Origin of the sequence: Klebsiella grimontii (assembly GCF_900200035.1) — a bacterium.
GTDB classification, from domain to species: Bacteria; Pseudomonadota; Gammaproteobacteria; order Enterobacterales; family Enterobacteriaceae; genus Klebsiella; species Klebsiella grimontii.
In genome coordinates this window covers 393,720-417,582 of the sequence record NZ_FZTC01000019.1, presented here as the reverse complement: position 1 = coordinate 417,582, position 23,863 = coordinate 393,720, and the positions used below count along the sequence as shown (strand labels likewise).

Here is a 23,863-nt window from a genome sequence, read left to right as displayed (position 1 = left end):
TGCCAGCTTACCCTCCTGGCAGGCATTTTTAATGGCGGGCGGGGCGAAAAAGCCCGACGCCGTTTTCCGCGCCGGGTAGAGTGAGAAGGGCGATTTATGGCGCGGTACTGAAAAACTCGCCGAATTTTAGCGCCAGCCAGCCAACCGGCGTGGTTGCTCCGCCAACGATATTGGTAATTTCAGACATGCCTTCCGGTACCGGAATATGAGAGTTGACCGCGGCCTGGGTATACTCGTGCGAAATATCCGTCCCAACGTACAAAATACAACTGACCACTAGGGTGCCGGTAATGAACATGCGAAACATGTTGCGCTTGCAAAACGGCGTCACCATTGCCAGCAGGAACATCAGTGAGGCCAGATCGACAAACGGCAGCACGCGGTTGCCTGGAAGAATAATCGCCAGCACCACCGCCATGGGGATCAACAGCAGTCCGGTCGCCAGCACCGAGGGTTCGCCTATAAGCAGCGCGGTATCCATGCCGATATAGAAGTCGCGGTCAGGAAACTTAGCCTTCAGCTTCGCTTCGGCGGCGTCGCGCACGATCAGCAGGCCCTGAACCAAAATTTCGATCATTTTCGGCAGCAGCAGCATGGCGGCGGAAACTTTAATCGCCAGCGAGACCGCAGCGGAAACGTCGTATCCCGCAAGGAAGGCCAGCAGCAGTCCCAGCACGAAGCCCAGAGTCAGCGGTTCACCAAAGACGCCGAATTTTTTATTAATACTTTCCGGGTCGAAATTAATTTTATTGATCAGCGGGATCTTATCAATAATGTAGTTACAGGCAATCCCAAAGGGGACGTAGGTTATACAGGTAAGATGGGGAAACGAAATCCCCTGGAGATTATAGTTTTTTTGTAAATAGGGAGCGGTTAAATCCGCCGCCAGCAGGGTTAAGATAAATATACCGAAGGTGATACCGACGGAGAGCCAGTAGTTACCGGTTCCGGCATACACCACCGAACCCATAATCAGGAAAATCCAGTAGTTAAATATATCAATATTTACCGTTTTGGTTAATTTCAGCAGCAGCATGGCGATATTGATAACGATAAACCCCACCACCACCGGCAGCATCAGCGGCGAACCCCAGCCGATAGTCGAGGCGGTCGGCCAGCCGGTATCCACCACCGTCAGGTGCAAACCGATACGCTCGACCATGGCCTGCGACGCCGGGCCAAGGTTGGTCAACAGCAGACCGATCACCAGACCCACCCCTTCAAAACCGATCCCCACCAGCATCCCGGCTTTAAATGCGGTGCCCACTTTTACGCCAAAGCACAGTGCGATAATAAAGAATATTACTGGCATCATTACTGATGCCCCCAGACTAATAATGCTGTTGATAATATCCATAATATTTCCTTAAAAGGCGGCCGAATTGGGCGCGAGCGAACCCGTGCCCAATGGGCCCGATAAAAGCGTAACTGGCTCTTTTAATCGTTAACCGATTTTTTTCAGCAAGATCTCAGAAAAAAGCTTCGGTGAATTGCTGAAGGCATCAATAGTACTGCCGGCGATATGCGGCGTTATCGTGACGTTATTCAGCGAATAAAACGCGCTATCGTCCGGCAGGGGTTCATCATCAAAAGTGTCGAGGGCGGCGCCCATGATTTTACCCGCCCGAAGCGCGGCAATCAGATCGGCTTCGTTAATGAGGCCGGAGCGAGCCGTGTTGACGATAATGGCGCTCTCCTTCATCAAGTCGAAATGATGCGCGTTGATCAGGTTTTCGGTTTCCGCCGTCAAGCGGGCGTGCAGCGAAATCACATCCGCACGTCGAACCAGCTCATCAAGAGAATCCACCTTTTCATAGCTGTCATGGCCAGCGACGTACTTATCGTAAAAGATAATCTCGCTGCCAAAACCGCGCAGGAAGCCAGCCACCAGCTGAGCGATATGCCCCAGCCCGACCAGACCTACCACTTTGCCGCCCAGTTCAGGAATGGCCCGGTGGTTAGGGCTCTCTTTGCGCCAGAACTTATTGCGCAGCGCATCGTGCGAGCGGGCGATGTTGCGCATCTCCGCCAGAATCATGCCGACGGTAAACTCAGCCACGCTGCGGGCATTACGCCCCGGCGTGTTCATCACTTCAATCCCGCGCGCTTTGGCCTCCGCCTGATTAACGTTTTCAATGCCGCCGCGCAGCACGCCGACGTATTTAAGCTTTGGCAGCTTGTCGAATACCGCCGCGTTAACCGGGGCGAACTGGACTATCAGGATCTCCGTCTCCTCAGCGCCCTGAAGCAGGGCGGCAGGCAGCGCCAGCGCCTCTGAACCTTGCTGTTCCACCAGCAAATTATCCTCCTGCAGTTTTTCAATCGACTCGTGCGACCATTCGCGCACTTCCACTGCAATACCTTTATCTTTCAGCGCGTTCAGACCCGCGTCCATCATCGCTGCATTGATAAAAAGATCGGCAATTGCCAGACATTTCATAGACATTCTCCATAAGTTAACGCATCAACATACCGCCGGTGACATCCAGAGTCGCTCCCGTCATATAGCTGGTTTTCGGAGAGACCATGAAGACGCCGATATCGGCAATTTCGTGCGGCTGGGCCACCCGGCCTACCGGAATACGGCTGACGTAATAGTCAGGATTCTGTTCAATGTTTTTACGGATCATCGCGGTATCCATAATGCCGACGGCGATGTTGTTGACATTGATTTTCTGTTTCGCCACTTCGCGCGCCAGCGAAATGGCGAATGCCACCAGGCCCGCTTTACTGGCCGCGTAATGAGCATGACCGGTGGTCGAACCGTGAAAGGCCGCCTGAGAGGTGATATTCAGAATGCTGCCGGCCCGATCTTTCGCCAGGCAGTGGTTTACAAACAGCTGGCTCAGGTGGAATACCGCCTTCAGGTTGATGTTCATCACCTTATCCCAGTCCTGTGGGGTAATTTCAGTAACGTAGCCGCTCAGCCAGATCCCGGCGTTATTGACCAGAATATCGGCATTTCCCAGGCGGTCGATACAGGTGGCGAACAGATTCTCACGGCTTTGCTCGTCGGAAAGATCGGTTTTCACCGCAACGATCTCGACGTTGGTAGTGCTTTTCACCGTTTCGACCAGCAGTTCAGGGTGCTCGTCTTCATGCATATAGGTGAAGCAGATATTGACTCCTTCTCTGGCGAGGGAAAGGACAAACTCTTTGCCGAGGCCCGTAGCGCCTCCGGTAACGATAGCCGTGCGGTGGTGTAAATTCAGATCCATACTTTCCTCGCTTAATGCGTGATGTAGTTGCTGCAGCTTTTCCACGGAGACTGCATTTCCGCTAACAGATTTTTGTAGAGCTGATACTTATCCTGATAGACCTTGTTGTTGTCGGGGTTCGGCGTGACGGTTCGCGAGACGCGCACCATTGCATTTGAGGCGTCGAAAACGTCATCAAACCAGCCAACCATCACCGCCGCGGTCATCGCGGTGCCGAGCGTGCCGTGCTCTTTCACGTCGACAATTTCCAGCGTGGACTGAAAAATGTCGGCAAATACCTGTAACCAAACCGGAGAGTGGGTGACGCCGCCTGCAATCCGAATGGTGCGGCTTAACTGTGGGTTGATGTTGCGTAAACGTTCGGTGTGATAAAGGTGGCTGAAGGCGACGCCTTCATAGATAGCGCGCAGAAAATGCGCTTTTTTATGGAAACTATTCAGGCCGATAAACCCCGCAGAAGCATCCGGGATGGTGTTAGAGCCGAAGACAAACGGGAAGAACAGCAGGTGGCTCTCAGCGGGCGTCGTTGTGGAAACCAGCTCATTGCACAGATCGTAGACGGACATACCTTGCGCGGAAGCGGCCGCGCGATCGCCCTCCATAAAGTTATTGATAAACCACTCCAGATTGCTGGCGGAAGTGGGGCTGGCCTCGGTGATTAGCCATTTACCCTCAATCGGATAGATCGAGGTCATAAACAGATCCTGGTCAATAACCGGATGGTCGGTCACGTATTCGTTAATGCTCCAGGTCCCGGTAATAATAGCCAGCTTATCCAACGTATTGATCCCGGAAGCCACGGAAGAAGCCGAGATATCAAAAACGCCGCCGGAAACCGGCGTCCCGGCGCACAAACCGGTCAGCTGCGCCACCTCGTCGGTTATGTAGCCGCAGCAATCGGTGGAGCGTTTAATCGGCGGAAGCTTGTCGCGCAGATCGCCGAGCCCCCACCAGGCCAGCAGCGAGGCGTCATAGTCGCGGTCGCGAACGTTAATCAGGTTGGTTCCTGAGATATCGGTAAGTTCGAGAAAGGCTTCACCGGTCAGGTAAAAACGAATCAGATCTTTGACCATGAAAATGTAGCGCGCTTTGTTCAGCGTTTCCGGCTCGTACTCTTTTAGCCAGGCGAGGAGGGCGACGGGCTGCCCGGCCCAGATGGACTGCATGGTTTTGGGCAAAATATCGCTAACGAACGTCGGCTCGCGGTACCACTTTTCAACCCAGGCCTTAGCCCGGCTGTCGGTGGAGATAATTCCGTTGCGCACCGGGGCACCGGTTTCATCCACCATATACAGCCCGTTGCCGTGGCCGGTTACCGCCACGCCTTTGATTTGGCTGGCGTCGATACCCGACTGCGCGATGGCTTTTTTAATGACTTCAACGTTAGCCGCCCAGAGTTCGTTGATATCGCGCTCGGTATGAAATTCTTTTGGCGTCAGCATTTGCGTTGACTGCGACGCGATAGCGACCACGTTGCCGCTTCGATCGTAAATCGCCGCTTTTGTAACGGTTCCGCCATTATCAATGCCCATGACATAGTGTTCTTTCATTCGCGTGGACTCCTTATGAGTTACCATAATCCGGGTTCGCTGCTGGTAATTCCTTTAAATCCGGCATGGAATATTTTATCTACAAGGTATTTCCGCTTAACAAAGCCTCCGGCGATGAATATCACGTCAAAGCCTTTTAAATTCCGGCTAATCAATTCCAGACACTGGCAGGCATATTCAGCAGGTAAGATCTCAATGGCATCCGGCGGGTTATGCTTAACAATATCGATGGACTGATCCAGCGAACGTGAGTCGATCAGCAGTACCCGAAAGATAGTTAACAATCCCTCTTTTTTTGCATGGCGTAGGGCCGAGAGATTGGAAGAAATAACACCATCAACCTTGTAGTAATTTTTGAGCAGACTAATCCCCGCCTGGTCGGGTTTAAAACCGCCCAATAGCTCCAGGTGAATAAGTACTTTTTTGCCGCTTTGATGACATTTACCAATCAGCGACTGTAAGTTGCCGATATTCGCTTCGGATAACAGTACGTATTCTGATGAACAAGACAGCGCCTGCTCAAAATGTTTATATTTTCTGACGGAAGGAATGATGGTGTTATTTAAGTGCATATTAATACCCGTATGTTTAAACCATGTAGAGGCTGTAAGCATCTTCCGCTGTGGCATTTTCATGGATGATGGCATTCAGACCTGCTACTACTTTTTCTGGCCGTGGGTCCTGCGTAATATTGCGACCCACCGCCACGCCTTTTGCTCCCACCTGCATACAGTGATGAACAAATTTAAAATAGCCGTCGATGCCGGTTTTAGGGCCGCCGAGCGCGAGCACCGGCACTCCGGCGGCTTCGACGATGAGTCTATCGTCTTCGGTACCGGTAAAGCGGGTTTTGATGACATCCGCGCCGAGCTCAACGGCGACGCGGGCCGAGGCGGCGATGATAGCCGGATTATTGGAGTCGTCGCTGGTGACGGGATAGCCATAGGGCAGAGATTCCACTATCAGCGGCATGCTCCAGCGATCGGCCGCCTGCGCCAGCTGCATGGCCATGATATGCGTTTTCTCTTCATTGAACGCGCCGGGGAAGGTCATGCACACCACGCCATCAGCAGCCACTTTCAGCGCATCTTCGATAGAAAAAACAGGGGTGGTATCGGGAACGGTATTATCAAAAATACTCACTGTGCTATCGACGCGTAATACAACGGGAACGCTGTTGAAAATTTCGCGAAAATTTTTCAACATACCCCAGGTCACCAGCGCGCAATCCAGGCCATTTTCGACCAGTACCGGGAGCTGCTTTATCGTATTATCAATACCATTTGTGTTGCTGGAAAAATAGTAGCCATCCAGCGCCAGAGTGACTGATTTACCATCTTTTGCGAAAATTCGGGAGAGACGACGTTCTTTAGACATTGATTAACTCCTGTGAGAGAAAAAAACAAAAAGGCCCTCAGAAACTTTCGTCTCTGAGGGCCTTCGATTCACTTACCCTTTTGATAATCGTTCAGTAAGCCAAACCATTATCAATTAATTTTTCAGCCTTATGGGTAGGGTTTAAATGGCGTTTAATTTAAATCCGTTCCCTTGCTTGAATTAATTACTAGCATGCCTGAGTTCTTTCTGTCTAGCCGTTGTTGATAAACTGAGATGCTTATCACGAATTAGATTTGAGTTTAATCTTATTAGTGCTGGCGCGCTTTGACACTAAAGCCCATTTTTATTGTGCTTATACCGAGAGCAAAGACTCTACCGCCAGCTGCGCCAGCAGCAGCAGAAAGGCGATCAGCGTCAGCCATTTCGCCGGATGCAGCTTGCGCTGCGGAATGGGAGTATTACGCAAACGTACAAACCATTGATTCATTTTCATTATTGACCTCCTGTCCCTGATGTCCATTAGCGAGAAGGGCAAAAATTGAATGCCGATCTAATTGCCTGATATTAATGGATTAGTCGGCAATAACCCATGAATAAATGAAGCTGGTTTAGCTTTCATTCAATAATTGGGACCTAAATCATATCCATAAAAACTAATGATAAGGGTCTGTCGATACGCGCGGTTGCAGACCCTCATCCGGTTTTCCGTTGTTTACAGGCAAGGTCTCTGCTGACTTCGGAGTTCATGGTCCCAGGGCGGGTTAGCTCCTGGCCTGGAAACCGTCACCGCGGCGGCGCGCATCCCCAGATCGACCGCGCGGCAAACCTGCTCACGTGACAGTGTCACTAGCTTCTCTTTTTCAAGAAGCCCGGCCTGCGAAAGGCTGGCGAGAATACCGGCATTCACCGTATCTCCCGCGCCGACGGTATCGGCCACCGCGACGCGAATCGCGGGCACGTGAAGATGAAAATCTGCGGTCCAGGCATCGGCGCCGTCTGCCCCGCGGGTAACCACAATAAGCTTTGGTCCCAGCGTCAGCCAGCGGCGGATGACCTCATGCTCTTCGCCGGGTTCGGCAAACCACGCGAGGTCTTCATCGGAAAGCTTGACGATATCCGCCAGCGCAATCATGCGCCTCATGCGCGCCAGGTGCTTCTGCCGATCCGCGATGAAAATTTCACGGATATTGGGGTCGAGGTACATCACCCGGCGCGGCGCCTCTCGCGCCATCAGCGTTTCATAAACGCTGCCGCACGGCTCCGCGATGAGGCTGATGCAGCCGAACAACACGGCGGCGACATCATCTCCGAGTTCCGGCAGGTCGCTTTCCCTCAGCATTCTGCCGGCGCTATTTTCATCGTAAAAGGTATAGCGGGCCTGACCGCCTACCAGCCTGACGAAGGCCAGCGTGGTTGGCAGCGGCGCGCGGGTTGAGGGCGAATAATCCACGCCGGATGCGTCAAGCGTGTGGCGCAGCATATCGCCCATAAAGTCATCCGATAAACCGGAAAACAGACTGACCGCCATCCCCTGACGGCCCAGGGCGACGGCGGTATTAAATGCCGCTCCGCCGACGCAGGGAGTAAAAGCGGGGTCATTTTCGCGGCTCTGGCAGGGCAGCATGTCGATGAGGGCTTCTCCGCAGCAGAGGATCATCAGTTATCTCCTTTACGTACCGTGACCACCGGCGGGGTTTCCAGCCGATCGGCGATCTGCATCCAGTTTTCGGCGAAGATCCCGCAGGCGGTCTTGATCTCGACGCCGACGGGGAGCTCCGGACACTCATTTTCGCCGTTGCTGCCCCAGTTAACCCATCCGGACTGGCGGCGCTGGACTATCTGAAACGCGCCGGAGGGGCGGGAGGTCCACCAGATCATCGCCCGGCCGCTAGCCGAATCATACTCGACGGTTTTACTGGCCGGCCCGGGGAAGATGGTTTCATCCGCGACGGCGGAAACGTTAACCGGCGAATCGGTCAACAGCCATTCCCGCTCGGTCAGATCGGCCCGAAGATGCGCTCGGGCGCGCACCTGACTCAGCCGTTCGCGAATCTCCGCTTCATCCAGCACGTGCTCCCAGCGACAGAACATCCGCCAGTAGAGATCCCAGTGGGCAGAAGCCATATCGGTGAGCTGTTCGCGGAATTCGGCAAATTTCGGGCTTTGATTTTCCGATGTGGCGACGGTATTGGCCACCATCGCCGCCAGCTCTTCGGCGTAGGGGTCGCCCGCGCGGTAGCGGGTGCCGCCGTAGGCCGCGAAGCGGTCGAACAGCAGGTTTCCCGGACCGCTCTCAAATTCGTCGCCGACGGTGATCTTGTTGGTCACCGAACGGCCGTTGATCACCGTCGAAAAGTCATCCACCCAGTAGCGCCGCTGAAACCACGGCGTGTTCCAGCTAAATTTCCAGTCGATGGCGAAGCGCTTACCGCGCAGCTCCGGTAATAACCCGTCGGGGATCGCGCCGCGCATGCGGTAGTGATGATAGACCGGACCCTGTTCAACGACCTCAATATCAACGACGGTATGCTCCGGCGGGTTAATCAGTCCGTTCTCCGGGGTAAAGAACGGACCGTAAAAACCGCCGATGGCGTTATTCCCCGAAGGAAGCAGTTCGACGCCGTCCTGCAGAGCGCGGAAATGGCGCAGCCCCCATTTTGATGAACCGACGCCCTGAGCGGTTCCCCGACACATTTCCAAATCGAAACAGCCGGTATTGAGGCGCGCAAAACAGTCGCTCTCCCGGCCGGGCAGCGTCTGGATACCGGATATGTCATCGACTTCAGCCGCCGTGAGCGGCCGGTCAAGCCGCATCTTAAGGGTGCCGCTGAAGCTGACCGTCGCGATAAAAGCGGTACTGCTTACCGACGATTCATGCTCGAGGCGCTGGCAAAGGATCCGCTCGTCCTCGTCGGTAATGGCCCACCACAGAGGTTCCGCCAGCCTCTCCGGGAGGGTAAACGTAATCGGTTCGCGATCCCGGGGGCCATTCATCGGGTCCGTCAGGGTAATGTGGTATGTCATGGGCGTGTACTCCATCAGATTTTAAGCAAACGAAAACCCGCCGCCGATGCGGCGGATAAACAACGCGTCAGGGAAAGCTAGCGGGGACGGGCGATCTCTTTTTTCCGCCAGAAGGTAAACAGTTCCGGATGCTGCTTCAGTCCGTCAATCGCCACGGCGAGGATGATGACGATGCCTTTGATTAAGAGTTGGGTGAAAAAGGGCACGCTGAGCAGAATCAGACCGGTACTGAGTACGCCAAGTATTATCGAGCCAATCAGGGTGCCGATAATTCGCCCGCGGCCACCGGCGAGGCTGGTGCCTCCCAGGACAACGGCCGCAATGGCGTCCAGCTCATATCCCGTTCCGGCAGTAGGCTGGGCGGAAATCACCCTGGCGGCGAAGATAATGCCCGCCAGACCCGCGCAGACGCCGGCAATCATATACACCGCCGCCAGCACGCGTTTGACCCGTACGCCGGCCAGGCGTGCGGCCTGGGCGTTGCCGCCGACGGCGTAAATGTGACGGCCAAAGCGGGTGCGTTCGAGAATGAACCACGCCAGCAGGTAAACCACCAGCATGATAATGACCGGGATGGGGATCCCGATAAGATAGCCGTTGCCCAGCTCGCGGAAGCTAAGGCTACTCGAAACAATAGGCTGCCCTTCGGTAATGGTGTAGGCCATACCGCGCAGGAAGGTCATTGTCCCGAGGGTGACGATAAACGGCGCGAGGGCGAGATAGGCGGTGAGAACGCCGTTAAGCAGACCGCAGAGCGCGCCAACGCCAACCCCGGCCAGAATCGCCAGCGGCGCGGGGATCCCGGCCATCGCCGCCACCACCGAGACCACGCCGGATACGGCGACGATCGACCCGACGGATAAATCGATACCGCTGGTTAAAATGACGAACGTCATACCCGCCGCCAGAATGGCGTTGACGGAAATCGAACGGGCGATATTCAGCAGATTATCGACGCGGTTAAAGTTTGGCGCGAAGGTCGACATGAGGATCAGCAAAACCAGCAGGACGATTAAGATCCCCACCCGGTCCCACCATTTGGCAAAATCAAACGGCGCTTTGACCGGCAGTTCCGTCACAGGTTTATTGTTGTCCATGGCATTCTCCGGATTGACTGGTAAAGGTTCCTGTTGCGTGCAGCATCACTTCTTCTTCCGTGGCTGAACATGAGGGGAACTGGTGGACGATTCGCCCGCCGCGCATGACCAGCACGCGGTCGCTGATGCCGATGGCCTCCGGCAAATCGGAAGAGATCACCAGGATGGCTTTGCCGGCGCGAGCGAGCCTGTCTATCAGCTCGTAAATTTCCCTTTTGGCGCCAATATCTACGCCGCGGGTCGGTTCATCGAGGATAAGCAGCCTCGAATCGCGCAGCAGCCAGCGCGCCAGCGCCGCTTTCTGCTGATTTCCGCCGGACAGGGCGCTGACGGGCAGTTCAACCGCGTTTTCCCGCAGCCGCAGCCTGCGCATCTGCTCAAGGACGGCGGCGCGGATGGTTTTGCGTTTAACCACGCCGCCGGCGACAAAGTTATCCAGCGAACTGATATCAATGTTGTGCTCAACCGAATGACCGAGAAACAGTCCCTGGGTTTTACGGTCTTCGGTCACCATTCCAATACCGTCGGCAATAGCGGCGGTGGGGTCTGACGGCTGGCTCTCCCTGCCGGCAAGGCGCACGCTTCCCTGGCTGCGCGGATCGGCGCCGAAGAGCAGGCGGGCAACTTCGGTTCGCCCGGAGCCCACCAGACCGGACATGCTCACCACTTCGCCCGCGCTGACCTCAAAGGAGACCGGGCCGGTCGCACTGCCTGCCAGATCCCGCACTTCCAGCAGGACGTCGCCGGGCGTACGCGGCTCGTGCTGATAGAGATCGACGATTTGCCGGCCGACCATCATGCGCACGATATCGGTGGTTGAGACGTTGCCGAGGTTTTCCGTGCCGATCCACGTGCCGTCGCGGAACACCGTGACCCGGTTTGCCAACTGCCACACCTCTTCCATGCGGTGCGAGATGTAGACCATGCCGACGCCGTCCTGGCGCATCTGCGCGATCAGCCGGTATAGCTGGAGAGTCTCCGCCCGCGACAGGGCGGCGGTCGGCTCATCAAGCACCAGTACTTTCGCGTTTTCACTGACGGCGCGGGCGATCTCCACCATTTGCTGACGCCCGATGCTCAATGACCCGAGCGGCGCCTGCGGGTCGATATCCGCGTTAATTCGATTCAGCTTCTCTTTGGCCTCCCGGTGCATCCGTTTGCGATCGAGAATACCGGCGAAAGAGGTGGGCTCCTGGCCGAGAAACAGGTTTTCCGCCACCGTCATATCCGGCACCGTGTTCAGCTCCTGGTGGATAATGGCGATACCATATTTGCGCGCGTCCCGGGGCGTGCGAATATCAATCGCTTGTCCATCGATAAAAATAACGCCGCTATCGCGCTGCTCGTTGCCGGAGAGGATTTTCATCAGCGTGGATTTACCCGCGCCGTTTTCCCCCATCAGGGCATGGACCTCTCCGGCGAATAAATCAAAGCGTACGTTGTTCAGCGCGAGCGTCGCGCCGTAGCGTTTTGAAATCCCTTCCAGCCTGAGTAAGGGAGGTGATGATATGTCGGCCATTGTCTTTGCCCTCAGGGATGAGCCTGAGGGTCATCCCGTTTGTTGCTGCTTAGAGTGACGATGTGATTACCAGCCTGGATAGCTACCCACGTTATCGCGGGTGACCAGTACGCTCGGGATCAAAACGGTACGGGAGGCGATCGGCTTACCGTCGACCATATCCTGAGCAAGCGATATGGCCTGGCGAACCATTTCTCCCGGGTTTTGCGTCGCGGTGCCGATAAAAGGCGAGCCGCCGCGCTTGAGTTCTTCAACCGCCTCCGGGCTACCGTCGACGCCGGTAACGTTGATCGCGCCCGCTTTGCCCGCCTGTTCAACCGCCAGCACCGCGCCAAGGGCCGAAGGATCGTTCATGCCGAAAATACCGGAGACGTCCGGGTTGGCCGTGAGCATATCGGTGGTGACCATCAGGCCCGATGCGCGGTCGTTGCGCGATGCCTGCTGGCCGACAATTTTGATATCCGGGTATTTTTGCGCGACGTTTTTACAGCCTTTAATGCGGTCGATAATGGTCTGAATTGGGGTCCCATCGACCAGCAGCACTTTGCCTTTGCCGCCCATCTGGCTGAACAAGTACTCGCAGGAGGTCTCCCCGGCCTGAATGGCGTTGGTCATGATCGCCGCGTCAGCGCCTTTAGCGGGGGTATCGACTGCGATAACGATAATGCCGGCGGCTTTTGCCCGCTGTATCGCCGGTTCGATCCCGGACTCATCGACGGCGGAAATAATAATGAGATCCACTTTCTGCTGAATAAAAGCGTCAATCTGCGTGTTCTGGTTTGCCAGATCGACCTGCGCATCCTGGACATTAAGGGTTGCGCCGATTTTAGCCGCAGCCTGCTTAGCGTTTCTCTCCATCGCGGAGAAGAACGGGTTGGACATGTCCTGCACCATTAATCCGATACGGGCGATTTTTTTGCTTTCCTGCGGCGCGGCGCTGGCTGCGGGAGCCAAGCCTGTCATGGTGGTGATTACCGCGGCAACCGCGACAGCCAGCCATGCTTTACGAAGTTTGGTCATATTCTGCTCCTTTCATTTTCTTGTGGTACGAGGTACGGCCAGGTGTGGGGATGCCTCAGAAATAATCCCCTGATGTTGTTTTTTAATCGCGACTGAATAATTCAGCCGTTATTTAAATCGCTAAAATGATGAAAGAGTGGCGGCAAAATTGTTTCGCTCGGGTTAGCCGCTTGTTGGCTGGAAGGACAGAACCGCAAGAGCAATGTCTGTCGGCCCGTACAATGCCGTCTGGGCAGCCATCTCAATCGTGTCTTTTTAAGTGTTATGGGCTTTTCTACAGCCGCAGGACTGGCGAATCACCAGCGCGGCGGGAACTTTAAGTTGGGTCTCTATTTCGCCTTTTCCTTCCTGATTAATTAAGCGAATCAGCATCTCTGCCGCCTGCCTGCCGATCTCTTCACTGTTTTCATTGAGCACCGTGAGCGGTGGATTTAACAGCGGCGCCCAGTCGAATTCGTCATAGGCAATAAGGGCCATATCGCCGGGAATGGCTATCTGGCGCTGCTGGAGCTGGTTGAGCGAACCCAGCAGAATAGGGTTGTTCCCGGCAATAAGCACGTCCGGCAGCGCTTCCCCGCGCGCCAGATATTGGCTCAGTTTTTCAGAGGCCGACTGTGCGTCGTTCTCCGTTTCCAGGACTTCAAGCGTGGCGCCGCACTGCTCAGCGGCTTCGCGGATCCCGCGCTCGCGTTCAAAACGCGTGGTCCAGCGGTCCGGGTAGATCAGCAGCAGCCAGTTTTTATAGCCGTGCTGCGCCAGATGGTTCCCCACCAGCAGGCTGGCATGGTAATTGTCGGTGGTGACGCTGGGAAAATTGTGCTCGCCGCGGGGAGGAGAGTCGACAAAGACCACCGGGATATCCCATTTCGCAAGCAGGCTCAGGCTCTCCGGCTGGAGCGTCACCGTCGAAATGATCCCGGCCATCCGCGATTCGATCAGGCGGTTAATCATGCGATCTTCCTGCGCCCGGTCGTAGATCCCGTTTACCGCGATATCGCCAAGCACCACGGTCCACTGCGAAGGCTGCAGCATCTGCTGAATCCCGGACATCAGGTTGAGGTAGTAAGAGTTCGACGCATGAGCCGTAATCACCGCCACCGAGTCTCTGCTCGAACGGCGTAGCGCCTGTGCCGCACGGTTAGGGACGTAGCCGAGCTCGCGCGCCACTTTTAAAATCAGCTCCCGGCTATCATCAGCTACGCCATCGCCACCGTTAAGCGCGCGTGAGACGGTGAACATTGAAAATCCCGTCGCCTCACTCACGTCCCGCATCGTCGCTTTTCGCATTTTTCGCTCTCTGCATTTATGAAAATTACCCGTGATATAAACGGTTATTTCCTTAACCTAAACGTTTATGAGACAAAACATAAACGTTTAGGTTTGTTTGATCAGTGAGCCGCTTCTCGTTTTGTGAACAGAAGGTAAACAATGCTGTTTATGAATGAATTCTCTGTATTTATTGATTTAATGCATGCCTTTACCCTTAGCCGCTTTGTTACGCTTAGGCCCATTCATTGGCGGTCAGACAGGGTAGTCGTGTTGGAAATCTTTTTTTAACCCACTGAAAAGTATCCTCTAAATATTTTTCACATCGCAAAAATCACGGTCCGTTATCGACGGATCCGCTTTTGTATAGGTTAAAAAAGGTTCACCATGAAAGTCACATGGAACGTCAGCCCCGTGGGCTACCAGCTGATTAGCAAACGCTGCCCCGCCTGTCATGGGCAGCAGGATTTCACCCCATCCGGCGCCTTCCGGGTCAATTCACAAAAAAAGATGCTCGATGTCTGGAGTATCTATCAGTGCGTCCGCTGCGCGTATACCTGGAACATCAGCCTGTTCTCTCGTTTACCGATCAGCAAAATCAATCCGCAGCTCTACGAGCGGCTTATCGCTAACGATAAATCTGCCGTCGAGGCTTATTCTCACGATCTGCTGGTGCTGCGGCGTAATCGCGCGTCGCCGTCAGGATCGCCTGAATTCATGGTCAAGGAGCGCTGGCGAATCAGCCTTGTTCGCGCTTCTCAGGTGAGAGTGGAGGTTACCGTCGCGCGAGCCTTTCAGACCAGCCTGCTATCGGTGCTGCGAAGTCAGCTGTGCCTTAGCGGTAGCGCTGTCCGTAAGCGCCTTGCGTCGGGAGATATCGGCGGCATCACCCTGAAGGCGTTGCGATCGCCCCGGCTGAGGCCGGAGGGATATACGCTTTATATCACCAGGGAGGTTCTCCTCGCCCACAGGCGCATTCCGTTGTCTGCAGGCCCGGATCGCAGAAGACGATAGCCAATGTCCCCGGATAGTGGTTCTATCCGGGGAGCAGGCTCGCAAAAATGAGTGCGGATTGCCATAAGGGGAAAATTAACCTTGCCTTCATTACTGTGTATTTATACAGTTTGTGGCGGCGGCACGACGAGAATATCGATCGCGACAGCGAAGGGCTTGGCGGATGCCGCGACGGCTAATTCCGTTGACCAGGGAGTGAATGAGATTTATGGATACGCGTAAAGAAGTGTTGTTTGTGCTCATCGAGGAGTATGCCGACTGGGAGTTTGCCCTGCTGGCGCCAGGGCTGCGCCGGGGGTTTGGCATATGGGAGCCGCAGTATGATGTCAGGACCGTTGCCGCGGATGCGGGGCCGGTGATGTCCATTGGCGGGGTCCGTTGCCTGCCGGATTATACCTTCGAGATGATACCCGATGATTACGCCGCGCTGGTGTTGGTGGGCGGTATGAACTGGTGGGGAGAAGAGGCCCGGCGGGTGGTGCCGCTGGTAGAGCAAGCGCAGGCCCGGCAGATCGTGGTTGGCGCGATATGCGATGCTTCGGCATTCCTCGGCGCGCACGGCTTTCTCAATGATGTCGACCACACCTCGAACGGGCTGGCCTACCTGCAGAACAGAGCGGGCTCCGCCTACAGCGGCGCTGCGCGCTACCGAAGCGTGCCTTCGGTTCGCGACGGCAATCTGGTGACCGCCAATGGGGTTGGCTTTGTGGATTTTACCTGCAATATGCTGGCGGCATTAAACGCGACGCAGGCGGGCGAAATCGAAGCGATGCGGGCGGCGTTTACGTCGGGAATGTTTACTGAAGGCTGAGTCAGAGACGACCGCTGCTGTACGGCAACGGGCTGAAACAAAATGCCTTTCTCGTGGGCGCGCCGTGAATGACCGGTGAGCGCCGAAGGTGAAACAGGCGGCACGAGCCCGGCGCGATGTTCAGCAACGCGCAGGGTTTCGCCATGCGCGAACCCTGCCTTAACCTCTCGTTCTGCGGGCTTAGCCTGCGCTTGCGTAATACACAAACGCCAGCTTATTGCCGTCCGGATCCCTGACGTAGGCGCTGTGGAAGCCCTCACCGTACTGCGGGCGGTGTCCAGGGGCGCCTTCATCAGTTCCCCCGAGGTTCAGCGCCAGCTGATGCAGCTGCTGAATATGCTCAACTGAACGAGCGTTCAGCGCTACCATCACGCCGTTACCCGTCGTCGCCTGCTGCTGGTTAAACGGTCTGCCAACGCACAGTCCGATGGTGCTGTTTCCGCTGAATGTCCCCCACGATGCGCCTTCATCGCTCCGACCGCTCTGGGGATGCCCCAGCATTGCCATCAGCGGGTCGTAAAAACGCAGCGCGCGCGGCAGATCGTTGGTGCCGAGCATGATGTAAGAAAACATGGCTCCTCCTCATAGTTGGTCTGAAGGTCGATGCCAATCTAGCAGCAAGGAGGAGGCCATGCAGGCCGGGGGGCTAAAAATCATACCTTCATCGCGATTATTCCGCGATTTTGCCCGCGCGCGAGCTGGCGACTCAGCTCAGGTCGTGCAGATCTTTCTCGTTTGGCGGCAGCAGCGCTATATCGTGGAAATTAACCCGTAGTCCGCTACGCTGCGGCGTGCAGCACATGACGCCGATCTTCACCGCTCCGCTGGGAAAAGGGCACAGCCGCAGCAGCGGCCACTGACGGCCATCCGTAGAGTACTGCAGGCGCAGCGCTTCCCCCCGACGGGTCAGACGCAGCCAGAATTCGCCGGGGTCGCCCGGGAAAACACCGGTCGCCCAGTCTGATTTCCCCTGCGTCAATACGCTGCCGATAGCGGGCGCGCCGTCATTGTACTCAATACCGGCCTTGAGCCAGCGTTGCGCGTCCTGCATAAGCAGGATCCCCGCCTGGTCATACAGGGTGCTGAAGTCGGCGCGGACCCGCACCTGAAAGGTGAAATCCGCTGCGGCCTCCGTCGCGTAGATATGGCCGGAGAAGCGCTCAAATCCGTACCAGGTTTCGCGCCAGAAGTCGGTTTGCGCATCGGTGACTACGCGGAGTACGCCGTCCTCTTCCGACCATGTCGCGGGTTCGTTAATCCAGTGAAATACCTGATGCATTAGGCCTCCTGTGTTTGCTGAATAAGCGTTAAAAAGCGCAGCGTGTCCTCGTCTGCCTGCTGAGCGAGGCGCGCGTCCCATGCCGGGCTGTCGGCATCACAAAAACCGTGCTGCGCATTGAACATCCGGCAGGTCACGGAGGGAATTTTCTCCAGCTCGTTTTGCATGACGCGGGGATCGAACGCCGGTTCATTACGGGCGATGATGACAAGCGTCGGGCTGGGGGGCGCAACGTCGCTGTACAGGCGGATCCGCGATCCATAATGGCACACCGCGGCGTCGCAGAGCCCGCTCCTGGCGGCCAGCCAGGCTAAGGTGGCGCCCACGCTGTAGCCGATAAGAATTAGCGTGCCGTATTTCGCTCTAAGCTCGGCCAGCAGCGACACAATGGCGGCGGTATCAAATCCGACGTTATCGGAAAAGTGGCGCCAGGCCTCGTCCTGCTGGTCATAAGCAAAAGGCGCAGAGTGGGGAAAAAGCGCGGGCGTAAAGACAGCGTAACCGCGGCTTCTCCAGGTCGCGGCGGTTCGCTGAATATGCGCGTTGAGGCCATAGATTTCATGCAGCAGGACGATGGCTTTATCGCAATCAGGTAACATAAACGCGCCTCTGGCGGACAAAATAGGGTTTATTACCGGTCGGATGGACAGTTTATCAGGGCTGAAGCCTGTAGTATAAACCTACCGCCCGGCAGGTTGCTCGTGCATTAAGGTCTTTGATTTTCCTTCGCGGACGATCGCCACGATGCGGCATGACATCACGGTACCGTTATTTTTTTAGCTTCTCTTTTACCCCGTTAGCGAGGCCGTATGAATGTGAACCGTGCCGATATGGCCGACCTTATCTATTTTTGCGCCATCGCGCGCCATCATAGTTTTAGTAAGGCTGCCGTCGAACTTGGGGTGAGCGCCTCGACCCTAAGCCACGCCCTGAAGGGGTTTGAGGCGCGGCTGGGCGTACGCCTGCTGAACCGCACGAGCAAAAGCGTCACCCTGACGGCGGCAGGCGAGAGCCTGGCCAGCGCGGTAAGCGAGCCGGTCGCCTCCATCGATGCCGCGATGGAACAGCTCAACCAGTTCCGCGATTCGCCGGCGGGGCATATTCGGCTTAACGTCGCCGTTGAGGCCGCCACGCTGCTGCTGGCTCCGGTACTGCCGGTTTTTGCCGAACGTTATCCCGATATTGAGCTGGATATCGTGGCCAGCAATCGCATTGTCGACGTCACGGAACAGCGCTTCGACGCCGGGATCCGCTATGGCGGAACCGTGCCGGAAGATATGGTGGCGCAGCGCCTGTCCGCCGATGTGCGCTGGGTGGTCGCGGCGTCGCCGGAATATCTTGTCCGCTTTGGCGAACCCCGGCATCCCAACGATCTTCACCAGCACCGCTGCGTCAGCAATCGTCTGGGAAACAACCGGATTTATAAATGGGAGTTTGAACGCGGCGAAGAGCAGCTCACCGTCAAAGTGCCGCCGCTATTAACGGTCGATCTGGCGGAGACGGGCGTAGTGGCCATTCTGCAGGGGTTCGGCCTGATGTACCTGCCGGAACCGCTGATAGCAGAGCACGTCAGCGCCGGGCGCCTGCGTCTGGTGCTGACCGACTGGGCCTCATACGGACCGGGATTCTATATCTATTACTCCAGCCGTCATCAGCTTCCTACTGGGCTGCGCCTGTTAATCTCCCTTGTGCGGGAAATGAAGCCGCTCGGTCTGTAGCCCGATTGATGAAAATAACTCACAGCCCCATTCGATAGCGAGGGCTGGCTCCTTCTTATTCCGCGCCTTAACCTGTGGCAAAAGAGAAGGAGAGCTTGATGAACTATTCGCACCGCTGTATTCCCGGTCTGTTCTGGCTTTTGGCCGTCACCGCGTTTCTGTTTAGCTTTACCCCTACCAGCCGTGCCGCCGAGGCTAACACGCTGGTTATTGTCTCCCATCCTTATCCTGAACAATCGGTCATGACCAACGGTCTGGAGGAGGCTGCGCGAAGCGTGCCCGGCGTGACCGTACGCAATCTCGAGGCGCTTTACGGCTTTGACAGCCGAAACATCAATGCCGATGAAGAGCGACGGCTTATGCGGGAACACGCGCGCGTCGTTTTTATTTTCCCGACCCACTGGTTCAACATCACGCCGATGATGAAGGCCTGGCTGAACGATACCTGGGGTAGCGTGGGGCCGGGGATATGGCAGGGCAAAGAGATGATGATCGTGACGACGGCCGCGGGAGGTGAATCCACCTACGGCGAGTCCGGGCGGATCGGCGTCAGCCTGGCCGACGTCTTTACGCCGATGAAGGCCAGCGCGCTGCATGCGGGCATGACCTGGCTTCCCCCGCTGGTTTTTGAGAATGCCAGCCGCCGCCGGCTTCCTGAGTATCAGCGCCAGCTGGTGGAAAGGCTGACGAATTAATATGCCGATGAGGAATTTATCGTGAAAGCTTTTATTACCGCTGCCGCCATGTCGTTGATGCTGGGCGCTCCCGTCCTGGCTGAAGAAAAAAGAGGTGAAAAAATGGCTCCATTTAGCCCAACCCAGTTGTCCGTTGAAGATGTTCAATCCGTCGCGCCCGCGCTTGCCCGTTTCGGCAGCGAGGTGTTGACAGAGGACCTCTGGGCGCGAAATGAACTCTCGCGCCGCGATCGCAGCATCGTGACCGTAGCGATCCTTATCGCCCGTCACCAGCCCGCGGAGCTAAAACATTACGTTGACGTTGCCCTGGATAATGGGGTCACAGCGGCTGAAATCTCCGAGATCGTTACTCATCTGGCTTTTTATTCCGGCTGGCCTAACGCGATGTCCGCCGTTGCGGTGACGAAAGATATTTTTATCGCGCGCGGTATTGGCCGCGAGCAGCTGGCTTCGGCGTCCCCGGAGCTGCTTCCTCTTAATCAGGCGATGGAAAAGCAGCGCTCAACAACGGTAGAGCAGAACGTCGGCGCGATTTCCCCCGGGCTGGTGAAGTTCACAACGCAACCGCTGTTTCTTGACCTGTGGCAGCGCCCGGGGCTGAAGCCGCGCGACCGCAGCCTGGTGACGGTCAGCGCGCTGATTGCCGCCGGGCAAAGCGCGCAAATTGGCTACCACCTTAACCGGGCGATGGATAACGGCCTCACCGCGGAAGAGGCGGGAGAGGTCGTTGCGCATGCCGCTTTCTATGCCGGCTGGCCAAACGCCTTTTCGGCGGTAGCGGTGGTCAGTGAAGTCCTGCGCGCTCGCGGCCTGGCAGGGTGAGCGGATGTTCAACTCTCTTAGCGCCACGCTAATCATTTTTATGGCAACAACGGGCGCGGCATTCTCTGCCGGGCAGGAGAACGGCGTGAAGATTCAGTTTGCGTTTAACGCAACGACGGTAGTCGGTTTGCTGGATGAGAGCGCAGCGGCTAATGAGTTCCTGGCACAGCTGCCGATGACGGTGAAGCTTGAGGATTATGGTTCCACGGAAAAAATCGCCTGGCTGCCGGCTAAATTGCGCCAGGCGGATCCTGGCGCATCGCTAACCCCACGGCGCGGCGACATCGCCTATTACGCGCCGTGGGGCAATCTGGCCATTTTTCGCGAGGATTTTCGCCAATCGTCCGGGCTGATAAAGCTTGGCCGAGTGGTCGAGGGGCTTAAATCGCTTGACCAGCCGGGCACAGCGACGGTGACCATCAGCCGGTATGTTGAGTAGGCATAGCGCGTTAAATAAACAGATCGTTATTTCACTTCAGCATGATGAATGAAACTGTCCAGGTTCTGGACAGTTTCATTGCGTTGCGATATCCCATTCTGCCGTAGCCATTGCCGCCCGCTGAGGATTATCTGCCAACCGCGCCTCCCGCATCGGCGAAAATCATCTACACTTTTCCAGCCAGGTCGTTTTCAAACCTAACGAGACACTATCGTCATCGGACAGAACATCCAGCCTTTACCCCCGACTAACTGCAGGCGTCAGGCCCGCAGCCTTGTTTTCTCAATAGAGGAGTTTGTAACATGGCATTTGTGACAACCAAAGACGGCGTCAATATTTTCTTTAAAGACTGGGGCCCGAAGGAGGCGCAGCCGATCGTATTTCATCACGGCTGGCCGTTGAGCGCCGATGATTGGGATAACCAGATGCTGTTTTTCCTGGCAGAAGGCTTCCGGGTGATTGCGATTGACCGACGCGGTCACGGTCGTTCCGATCAGGTAAGTGAAGGTCATGATATGGACCATTATGCCGCCGATGCTTCGGCGGTGGCGGAACATCTGGATCTGCATAACGCCGTGCATATCGGCCATTCTACCGGCGGCGGGCAGGTTGCGCGCTACGTTGCGCAGTATGGTCAGCCGCAGGGGCGTGTGGCCAAAGCGGTGCTGATCAGCGCGGTTCCGCCGCTGATGGTAAAAACGGAGAGTAATCCTGGCGGTACGCCAATCGAGGTATTTGATGGTTTTCGCAAAGCGCTGGCCGCCAACCGCTCACAGTTTTATCTCGACGTGGCGTCCGGGCCGTTCTACGGCTTTAACCGCGATGGCGCGGAGGTGTCGCAGGGCACCATTCAGAACTGGTGGCGTCAGGGAATGACCGGCAGCGCGAAGGCGCATTATGATGGGATTAAGGCGTTTTCTGAAACGGACCAGACCGAGGATTTAAAAGCCATTACGCTACCGGTGCTGGTGATGCAGGGCGATGACGATCAGGTTGTGCCTTATCAAAACGCCGCCATTCTGCAGGATAAGCTGCTGCCGAACAGCCAGCTAAAAATTTACCCCGGCTTTCCGCACGGTATGCATACCTCGCACGCCGATGTCATTAACGCCGATCTGCTGGCGTTTATCCGCGCGTAGCTGCGGGATAAGAAAGGCCGCCATCCGGCGGCCTTATCACACACTTCAGGCCTGATTCAGGCTTTCATGCTGGAGGATTTTCAGCATTTCATCCTTCAACAGAAGTTTTTCTTTCTTCATATGTACGAGCTCGAGACTGTATCCTTTGCCATCGACTCCTTCTATGCGGGAAATGTCGTGATCGAGTGCATTATGTTTTTCGAATAGCGACTGAAAGCGCGGGTGCGTGGTTTTCAATCGAGAAATTAGCTCTCTGTATTCTGGAAACATGTACCTTCCTTGTTGATGGTGATAAGTGTGTACGCTGACACACACATTCAGATTACCCATATGAATAAAATGGTAATGCGAACGAAGTCGCGTTTATGTTACATACCCATTGAATCTCAGGGGCCGGAAGCGGCCTGGAGGCATAGATGACAGTTGAAGAACCCACCATTGCGCTGGTAGGCCCGGGCGCAATTGGTACCACCATCGCCGCTGCGCTGCACGAGGTTGGCCGTACGCCTCTGGTATGCGGTCGCCGCGCGCATCCGCAGCTGTCGCTGCGTTTCGATGGCGGGAAGATTGTGGTGCCGGGGCCCGTCGTGACGGAACCGGCATCGGTCGTCGCGCCGTTCGACCTGGTCTTTGTGGCGGTAAAAGCGACGCAAATTACGGCGATTGTGCCGTGGTTGAAAGCGCTATGCCACGATCGCACGGTTGTCTGCGTGCTCCAGAACGGCGTTGAACAAAAGACGCAGTTCGCACCGTACGTAGCGGAAGCGACCGTGCTGCCATCGGTCGTCTGGTTCCCGGCGCAGCGTGAACCCGAGGCGTCAGTCTGGCTGCGGGCGAAACCGCGGCTGACGCTGCCCGATGTCCAGGGGGCTGAACGGGTGAAGCATGCGCTACGGGACACCCGCTGTGAAGTGGACGTTAGCGCTGATTTCCTCTCCGTTGCGTGGCGGAAACTGCTGCAAAATGCGGTCGCTGGTCTGATGGTGCTGACGGGGAGGCGGGCAGGGATGTTTGCCCGCGAAGATATCACGGCGCTGGCTTTAGCCTATCTGCAGGAGGGGCTGACGGTGGCGCGCGCCGCAGGCGCCAGCCTGGGCGACGGCGTGCCGCAGGAAATTCTCGCCGGTTTCCATCGCGCGCCCCCGGATTTAAGCACTTCAATACTTACGGATCGCGAGGCCGGGCTGCCGCTGGAGTGGGATATTCGCAACGGGGTCGTGCAGCGATATGGTCGTATTCACCATATCCCCACGCCGCTCAGCGATGTGATTGTGCCGCTGCTGGCCGCCGCCAGCGACGGCCCGGGCTAAAGGCGCGGGACACCGGCGTGATAACGTTTCCCGGGATCAGATTGATTCCGCCAGCCGGTCGACAACCACGTTGCCGCTATTATCAAACTGGGTGATGCGGTAATTCACGCAATAGGAACGACGGGTGGTAAATTGATTGAATAACGCCACCCGGCCTTTTTTATCGCCATTTTTATTCACAATAATCCATTCGGTGACGTCCGTTGAATTAACTTTATCGCTGCTGGCGTCCTGTTGTTCGACCAGACGATCTTCTTTTTCTACCTTCAAAAAATCACGTAACATTTATTTATCTCCGCTCATCATTGTTTTTAACAATACTCTTTTTATCGATTCATTCAATTAAACATTTTAATCAATGATGTTGATTATTAGCCTGAGATGAAGTGTGCTGATTATTTATGTAACATATTGTTTATAATAAATAAAATTCGTCACGACCTTGTGGGGAAAGCGTTTTTTTCCATAAGCAGCGGTATTCCCTTTGAAGCGTTTATATGTGACAACGTCACTTTATCGTCCCCGGCACGATCCTCTTACAGATATTATTTCTGTTGCCTGAAAGTCACCGGTGTACTGCGTCGTTATCGCGTTTTAAATATCT

Annotated in this window: 26 protein-coding genes; 8 read left to right on the top strand and 18 right to left on the bottom strand. The window is 55.9% G+C overall.

Annotated elements, in window-relative coordinates:
- Positions 1–94: 94 nt before the first annotated feature.
- From KOSB73_RS16735 to KOSB73_RS16680, 13 genes are all read right to left on the bottom strand, one after another.
- Positions 95–1,357, bottom strand: coding sequence for a PTS galactitol transporter subunit IIC (locus KOSB73_RS16735; protein WP_004136334.1), 1,263 nt, complete (start codon positions 1,355–1,357; stop codon positions 95–97).
- A gap of 87 nt (positions 1,358–1,444) precedes the next feature.
- Entirely contained in the window at positions 1,445–2,440 is a 996-nt protein-coding gene (locus KOSB73_RS16730) for a 2-hydroxyacid dehydrogenase (protein ID WP_098140717.1), read from the bottom strand.
- 16 nt (positions 2,441–2,456) lie between these two features.
- Positions 2,457–3,218: an SDR family NAD(P)-dependent oxidoreductase gene (locus KOSB73_RS16725; protein ID WP_024358109.1), complete on the bottom strand. Its 762-nt coding sequence runs from the start codon at positions 3,216–3,218 to the stop codon at positions 2,457–2,459.
- An 11-nt stretch (positions 3,219–3,229) separates the two neighbouring features.
- Positions 3,230–4,768, bottom strand: coding sequence for an FGGY-family carbohydrate kinase (locus tag KOSB73_RS16720; RefSeq protein WP_004136338.1), 1,539 nt, complete (start codon positions 4,766–4,768; stop codon positions 3,230–3,232).
- A 20-nt stretch (positions 4,769–4,788) separates the two neighbouring features.
- The gene (locus tag KOSB73_RS16715; RefSeq protein ID WP_004136340.1) at positions 4,789–5,340 is read right to left on the bottom strand and encodes a glycerol-3-phosphate responsive antiterminator; all 552 of its coding nucleotides are present in this window, start codon (positions 5,338–5,340) and stop codon (positions 4,789–4,791) included.
- A 16-nt stretch (positions 5,341–5,356) separates the two neighbouring features.
- Positions 5,357–6,145, bottom strand: a complete 789-nt coding sequence (locus tag KOSB73_RS16710; RefSeq protein ID WP_004136342.1) for a class I fructose-bisphosphate aldolase — start codon at positions 6,143–6,145, stop codon at positions 5,357–5,359.
- 313 nt (positions 6,146–6,458) lie between these two features.
- Complete coding sequence (locus KOSB73_RS30870) at positions 6,459–6,599, bottom strand: hypothetical protein (RefSeq protein ID WP_165775014.1); 141 nt, start codon at positions 6,597–6,599, stop codon at positions 6,459–6,461.
- 219 nt (positions 6,600–6,818) lie between these two features.
- A complete protein-coding gene (locus KOSB73_RS16705; protein WP_098140716.1) occupies positions 6,819–7,763 on the bottom strand; it encodes a carbohydrate kinase family protein in 945 nt (314 codons plus the stop codon).
- Positions 7,763–9,130, bottom strand: a complete 1,368-nt coding sequence (locus KOSB73_RS16700; RefSeq protein ID WP_024358113.1) for a hypothetical protein — start codon at positions 9,128–9,130, stop codon at positions 7,763–7,765. Before KOSB73_RS16700 ends, KOSB73_RS16705 begins: the two co-directional genes overlap by 1 nt.
- Positions 9,131–9,207: 77 nt before the next feature.
- Positions 9,208–10,227, bottom strand: coding sequence for an ABC transporter permease subunit (locus KOSB73_RS16695; protein ID WP_004120114.1), 1,020 nt, complete (start codon positions 10,225–10,227; stop codon positions 9,208–9,210).
- Positions 10,214–11,746: a sugar ABC transporter ATP-binding protein gene (locus KOSB73_RS16690; RefSeq protein WP_098140715.1), complete on the bottom strand. Its 1,533-nt coding sequence runs from the start codon at positions 11,744–11,746 to the stop codon at positions 10,214–10,216. The genes KOSB73_RS16695 and KOSB73_RS16690 overlap by 14 nt, the downstream gene beginning before the upstream one ends.
- Positions 11,747–11,812: 66 nt before the next feature.
- Entirely contained in the window at positions 11,813–12,766 is a 954-nt protein-coding gene (locus KOSB73_RS16685; RefSeq protein WP_064362154.1) for an ABC transporter substrate-binding protein, read from the bottom strand.
- A 255-nt stretch (positions 12,767–13,021) separates the two neighbouring features.
- The gene (locus tag KOSB73_RS16680) at positions 13,022–14,053 is read right to left on the bottom strand and encodes a LacI family DNA-binding transcriptional regulator (protein WP_024358115.1); all 1,032 of its coding nucleotides are present in this window, start codon (positions 14,051–14,053) and stop codon (positions 13,022–13,024) included.
- A gap of 366 nt (positions 14,054–14,419) precedes the next feature.
- Here KOSB73_RS16680 and KOSB73_RS16675 point away from each other — a divergent pair, with 366 nt between their 5' ends.
- Entirely contained in the window at positions 14,420–15,046 is a 627-nt protein-coding gene (locus tag KOSB73_RS16675) for a DUF1062 domain-containing protein (RefSeq protein ID WP_024358116.1), read from the top strand.
- A gap of 208 nt (positions 15,047–15,254) precedes the next feature.
- Entirely contained in the window at positions 15,255–15,857 is a 603-nt protein-coding gene (locus tag KOSB73_RS16670; RefSeq protein WP_098140811.1) for a DJ-1/PfpI family protein, read from the top strand.
- A 180-nt stretch (positions 15,858–16,037) separates the two neighbouring features.
- On the opposite strand, the gene KOSB73_RS16665 is transcribed toward KOSB73_RS16670, so the two are convergent.
- From KOSB73_RS16665 to KOSB73_RS16655, 3 genes are all read right to left on the bottom strand, one after another.
- Entirely contained in the window at positions 16,038–16,430 is a 393-nt protein-coding gene (locus KOSB73_RS16665) for a VOC family protein (protein WP_024358118.1), read from the bottom strand.
- A gap of 133 nt (positions 16,431–16,563) precedes the next feature.
- Positions 16,564–17,136 carry a DUF1349 domain-containing protein gene (locus KOSB73_RS16660; protein ID WP_004136360.1) on the bottom strand — a complete coding sequence of 191 codons (573 nt, stop codon included), beginning with the start codon at positions 17,134–17,136 and terminating at the stop codon, positions 16,564–16,566.
- Complete coding sequence (locus tag KOSB73_RS16655; protein ID WP_024358119.1) at positions 17,136–17,735, bottom strand: dienelactone hydrolase family protein; 600 nt, start codon at positions 17,733–17,735, stop codon at positions 17,136–17,138. Before KOSB73_RS16655 ends, KOSB73_RS16660 begins: the two co-directional genes overlap by 1 nt.
- 210 nt (positions 17,736–17,945) lie before the next feature.
- Here KOSB73_RS16655 and KOSB73_RS16650 point away from each other — a divergent pair, with 210 nt between their 5' ends.
- The 5 genes from KOSB73_RS16650 (at position 17,946) to KOSB73_RS16630 (ending at position 21,949) form a co-directional block, all read left to right on the top strand.
- Entirely contained in the window at positions 17,946–18,854 is a 909-nt protein-coding gene (locus KOSB73_RS16650) for a LysR family transcriptional regulator (RefSeq protein WP_049085632.1), read from the top strand.
- Positions 18,855–18,952: 98 nt separating this feature from the next.
- The gene (locus KOSB73_RS16645) at positions 18,953–19,549 is read left to right on the top strand and encodes an NAD(P)H-dependent oxidoreductase (protein ID WP_049130295.1); all 597 of its coding nucleotides are present in this window, start codon (positions 18,953–18,955) and stop codon (positions 19,547–19,549) included.
- Positions 19,550–19,570: 21 nt separating this feature from the next.
- Positions 19,571–20,371: a carboxymuconolactone decarboxylase family protein gene (locus KOSB73_RS16640; protein WP_049130296.1), complete on the top strand. Its 801-nt coding sequence runs from the start codon at positions 19,571–19,573 to the stop codon at positions 20,369–20,371.
- A gap of 4 nt (positions 20,372–20,375) precedes the next feature.
- Positions 20,376–20,810, top strand: a complete 435-nt coding sequence (locus KOSB73_RS16635) for a cyclophilin-like fold protein (protein WP_024358123.1) — start codon at positions 20,376–20,378, stop codon at positions 20,808–20,810.
- Positions 20,811–21,112: 302 nt separating this feature from the next.
- Positions 21,113–21,949 (top strand): alpha/beta fold hydrolase, encoded by an 837-nt coding sequence (locus tag KOSB73_RS16630; protein ID WP_004136371.1) that lies wholly within the window; start codon positions 21,113–21,115, stop codon positions 21,947–21,949.
- Between the two features lie 45 nt (positions 21,950–21,994).
- Here the strand turns inward: KOSB73_RS16630 and KOSB73_RS16625 are convergent, their stop codons facing one another.
- Positions 21,995–22,219, bottom strand: a complete 225-nt coding sequence (locus KOSB73_RS16625; protein ID WP_004136373.1) for an HP1242/YdcH family protein — start codon at positions 22,217–22,219, stop codon at positions 21,995–21,997.
- Between the two features lie 146 nt (positions 22,220–22,365).
- Here KOSB73_RS16625 and KOSB73_RS16620 point away from each other — a divergent pair, with 146 nt between their 5' ends.
- Positions 22,366–23,259 (top strand): oxidoreductase, encoded by an 894-nt coding sequence (locus KOSB73_RS16620; RefSeq protein ID WP_098140714.1) that lies wholly within the window; start codon positions 22,366–22,368, stop codon positions 23,257–23,259.
- 36 nt (positions 23,260–23,295) lie between these two features.
- Here KOSB73_RS16620 and KOSB73_RS16615 read toward each other — a convergent pair whose 3' ends face one another.
- Positions 23,296–23,544, bottom strand: coding sequence for a hypothetical protein (locus tag KOSB73_RS16615; RefSeq protein ID WP_004136375.1), 249 nt, complete (start codon positions 23,542–23,544; stop codon positions 23,296–23,298).
- Between the last annotated feature and the right edge of the window lie 319 nt (positions 23,545–23,863).

Coding starts and splice junctions, on each gene's coding strand:
- KOSB73_RS16665 (WP_024358118.1), bottom strand. CDS start 16,430: ATGTTTTCTTACATCATGCTCGGCACCAACGATCTGCCGCGCGCGCTG.
- KOSB73_RS16655 (WP_024358119.1), bottom strand. CDS start 17,735: ATGTTACCTGATTGCGATAAAGCCATCGTCCTGCTGCATGAAATCTAT.
- KOSB73_RS16685 (WP_064362154.1), bottom strand. CDS start 12,766: ATGACCAAACTTCGTAAAGCATGGCTGGCTGTCGCGGTTGCCGCGGTA.
- KOSB73_RS16715 (WP_004136340.1), bottom strand. CDS start 5,340: ATGCACTTAAATAACACCATCATTCCTTCCGTCAGAAAATATAAACAT.
- KOSB73_RS16650 (WP_049085632.1), top strand. CDS start 17,946: ATGAATGTGAACCGTGCCGATATGGCCGACCTTATCTATTTTTGCGCC.
- KOSB73_RS16620 (WP_098140714.1), top strand. CDS start 22,366: ATGACAGTTGAAGAACCCACCATTGCGCTGGTAGGCCCGGGCGCAATT.
- KOSB73_RS16720 (WP_004136338.1), bottom strand. CDS start 4,768: ATGAAAGAACACTATGTCATGGGCATTGATAATGGCGGAACCGTTACA.
- KOSB73_RS16615 (WP_004136375.1), bottom strand. CDS start 23,544: ATGTTACGTGATTTTTTGAAGGTAGAAAAAGAAGATCGTCTGGTCGAA.
- KOSB73_RS16645 (WP_049130295.1), top strand. CDS start 18,953: ATGAACTATTCGCACCGCTGTATTCCCGGTCTGTTCTGGCTTTTGGCC.
- KOSB73_RS16660 (WP_004136360.1), bottom strand. CDS start 17,136: ATGCATCAGGTATTTCACTGGATTAACGAACCCGCGACATGGTCGGAA.
- KOSB73_RS16670 (WP_098140811.1), top strand. CDS start 15,255: ATGGATACGCGTAAAGAAGTGTTGTTTGTGCTCATCGAGGAGTATGCC.
- KOSB73_RS16700 (WP_024358113.1), bottom strand. CDS start 9,130: ATGACATACCACATTACCCTGACGGACCCGATGAATGGCCCCCGGGAT.
- KOSB73_RS16695 (WP_004120114.1), bottom strand. CDS start 10,227: ATGGACAACAATAAACCTGTGACGGAACTGCCGGTCAAAGCGCCGTTT.
- KOSB73_RS16675 (WP_024358116.1), top strand. CDS start 14,420: ATGAAAGTCACATGGAACGTCAGCCCCGTGGGCTACCAGCTGATTAGC.
- KOSB73_RS16625 (WP_004136373.1), bottom strand. CDS start 22,219: ATGTTTCCAGAATACAGAGAGCTAATTTCTCGATTGAAAACCACGCAC.
- KOSB73_RS16730 (WP_098140717.1), bottom strand. CDS start 2,440: ATGAAATGTCTGGCAATTGCCGATCTTTTTATCAATGCAGCGATGATG.
- KOSB73_RS16690 (WP_098140715.1), bottom strand. CDS start 11,746: ATGGCCGACATATCATCACCTCCCTTACTCAGGCTGGAAGGGATTTCA.
- KOSB73_RS16635 (WP_024358123.1), top strand. CDS start 20,376: ATGTTCAACTCTCTTAGCGCCACGCTAATCATTTTTATGGCAACAACG.
- KOSB73_RS16630 (WP_004136371.1), top strand. CDS start 21,113: ATGGCATTTGTGACAACCAAAGACGGCGTCAATATTTTCTTTAAAGAC.
- KOSB73_RS16705 (WP_098140716.1), bottom strand. CDS start 7,763: ATGATCCTCTGCTGCGGAGAAGCCCTCATCGACATGCTGCCCTGCCAG.
- KOSB73_RS16710 (WP_004136342.1), bottom strand. CDS start 6,145: ATGTCTAAAGAACGTCGTCTCTCCCGAATTTTCGCAAAAGATGGTAAA.
- KOSB73_RS16735 (WP_004136334.1), bottom strand. CDS start 1,357: ATGGATATTATCAACAGCATTATTAGTCTGGGGGCATCAGTAATGATG.
- KOSB73_RS30870 (WP_165775014.1), bottom strand. CDS start 6,599: ATGAAAATGAATCAATGGTTTGTACGTTTGCGTAATACTCCCATTCCG.
- KOSB73_RS16725 (WP_024358109.1), bottom strand. CDS start 3,218: ATGGATCTGAATTTACACCACCGCACGGCTATCGTTACCGGAGGCGCT.
- KOSB73_RS16680 (WP_024358115.1), bottom strand. CDS start 14,053: ATGCGAAAAGCGACGATGCGGGACGTGAGTGAGGCGACGGGATTTTCA.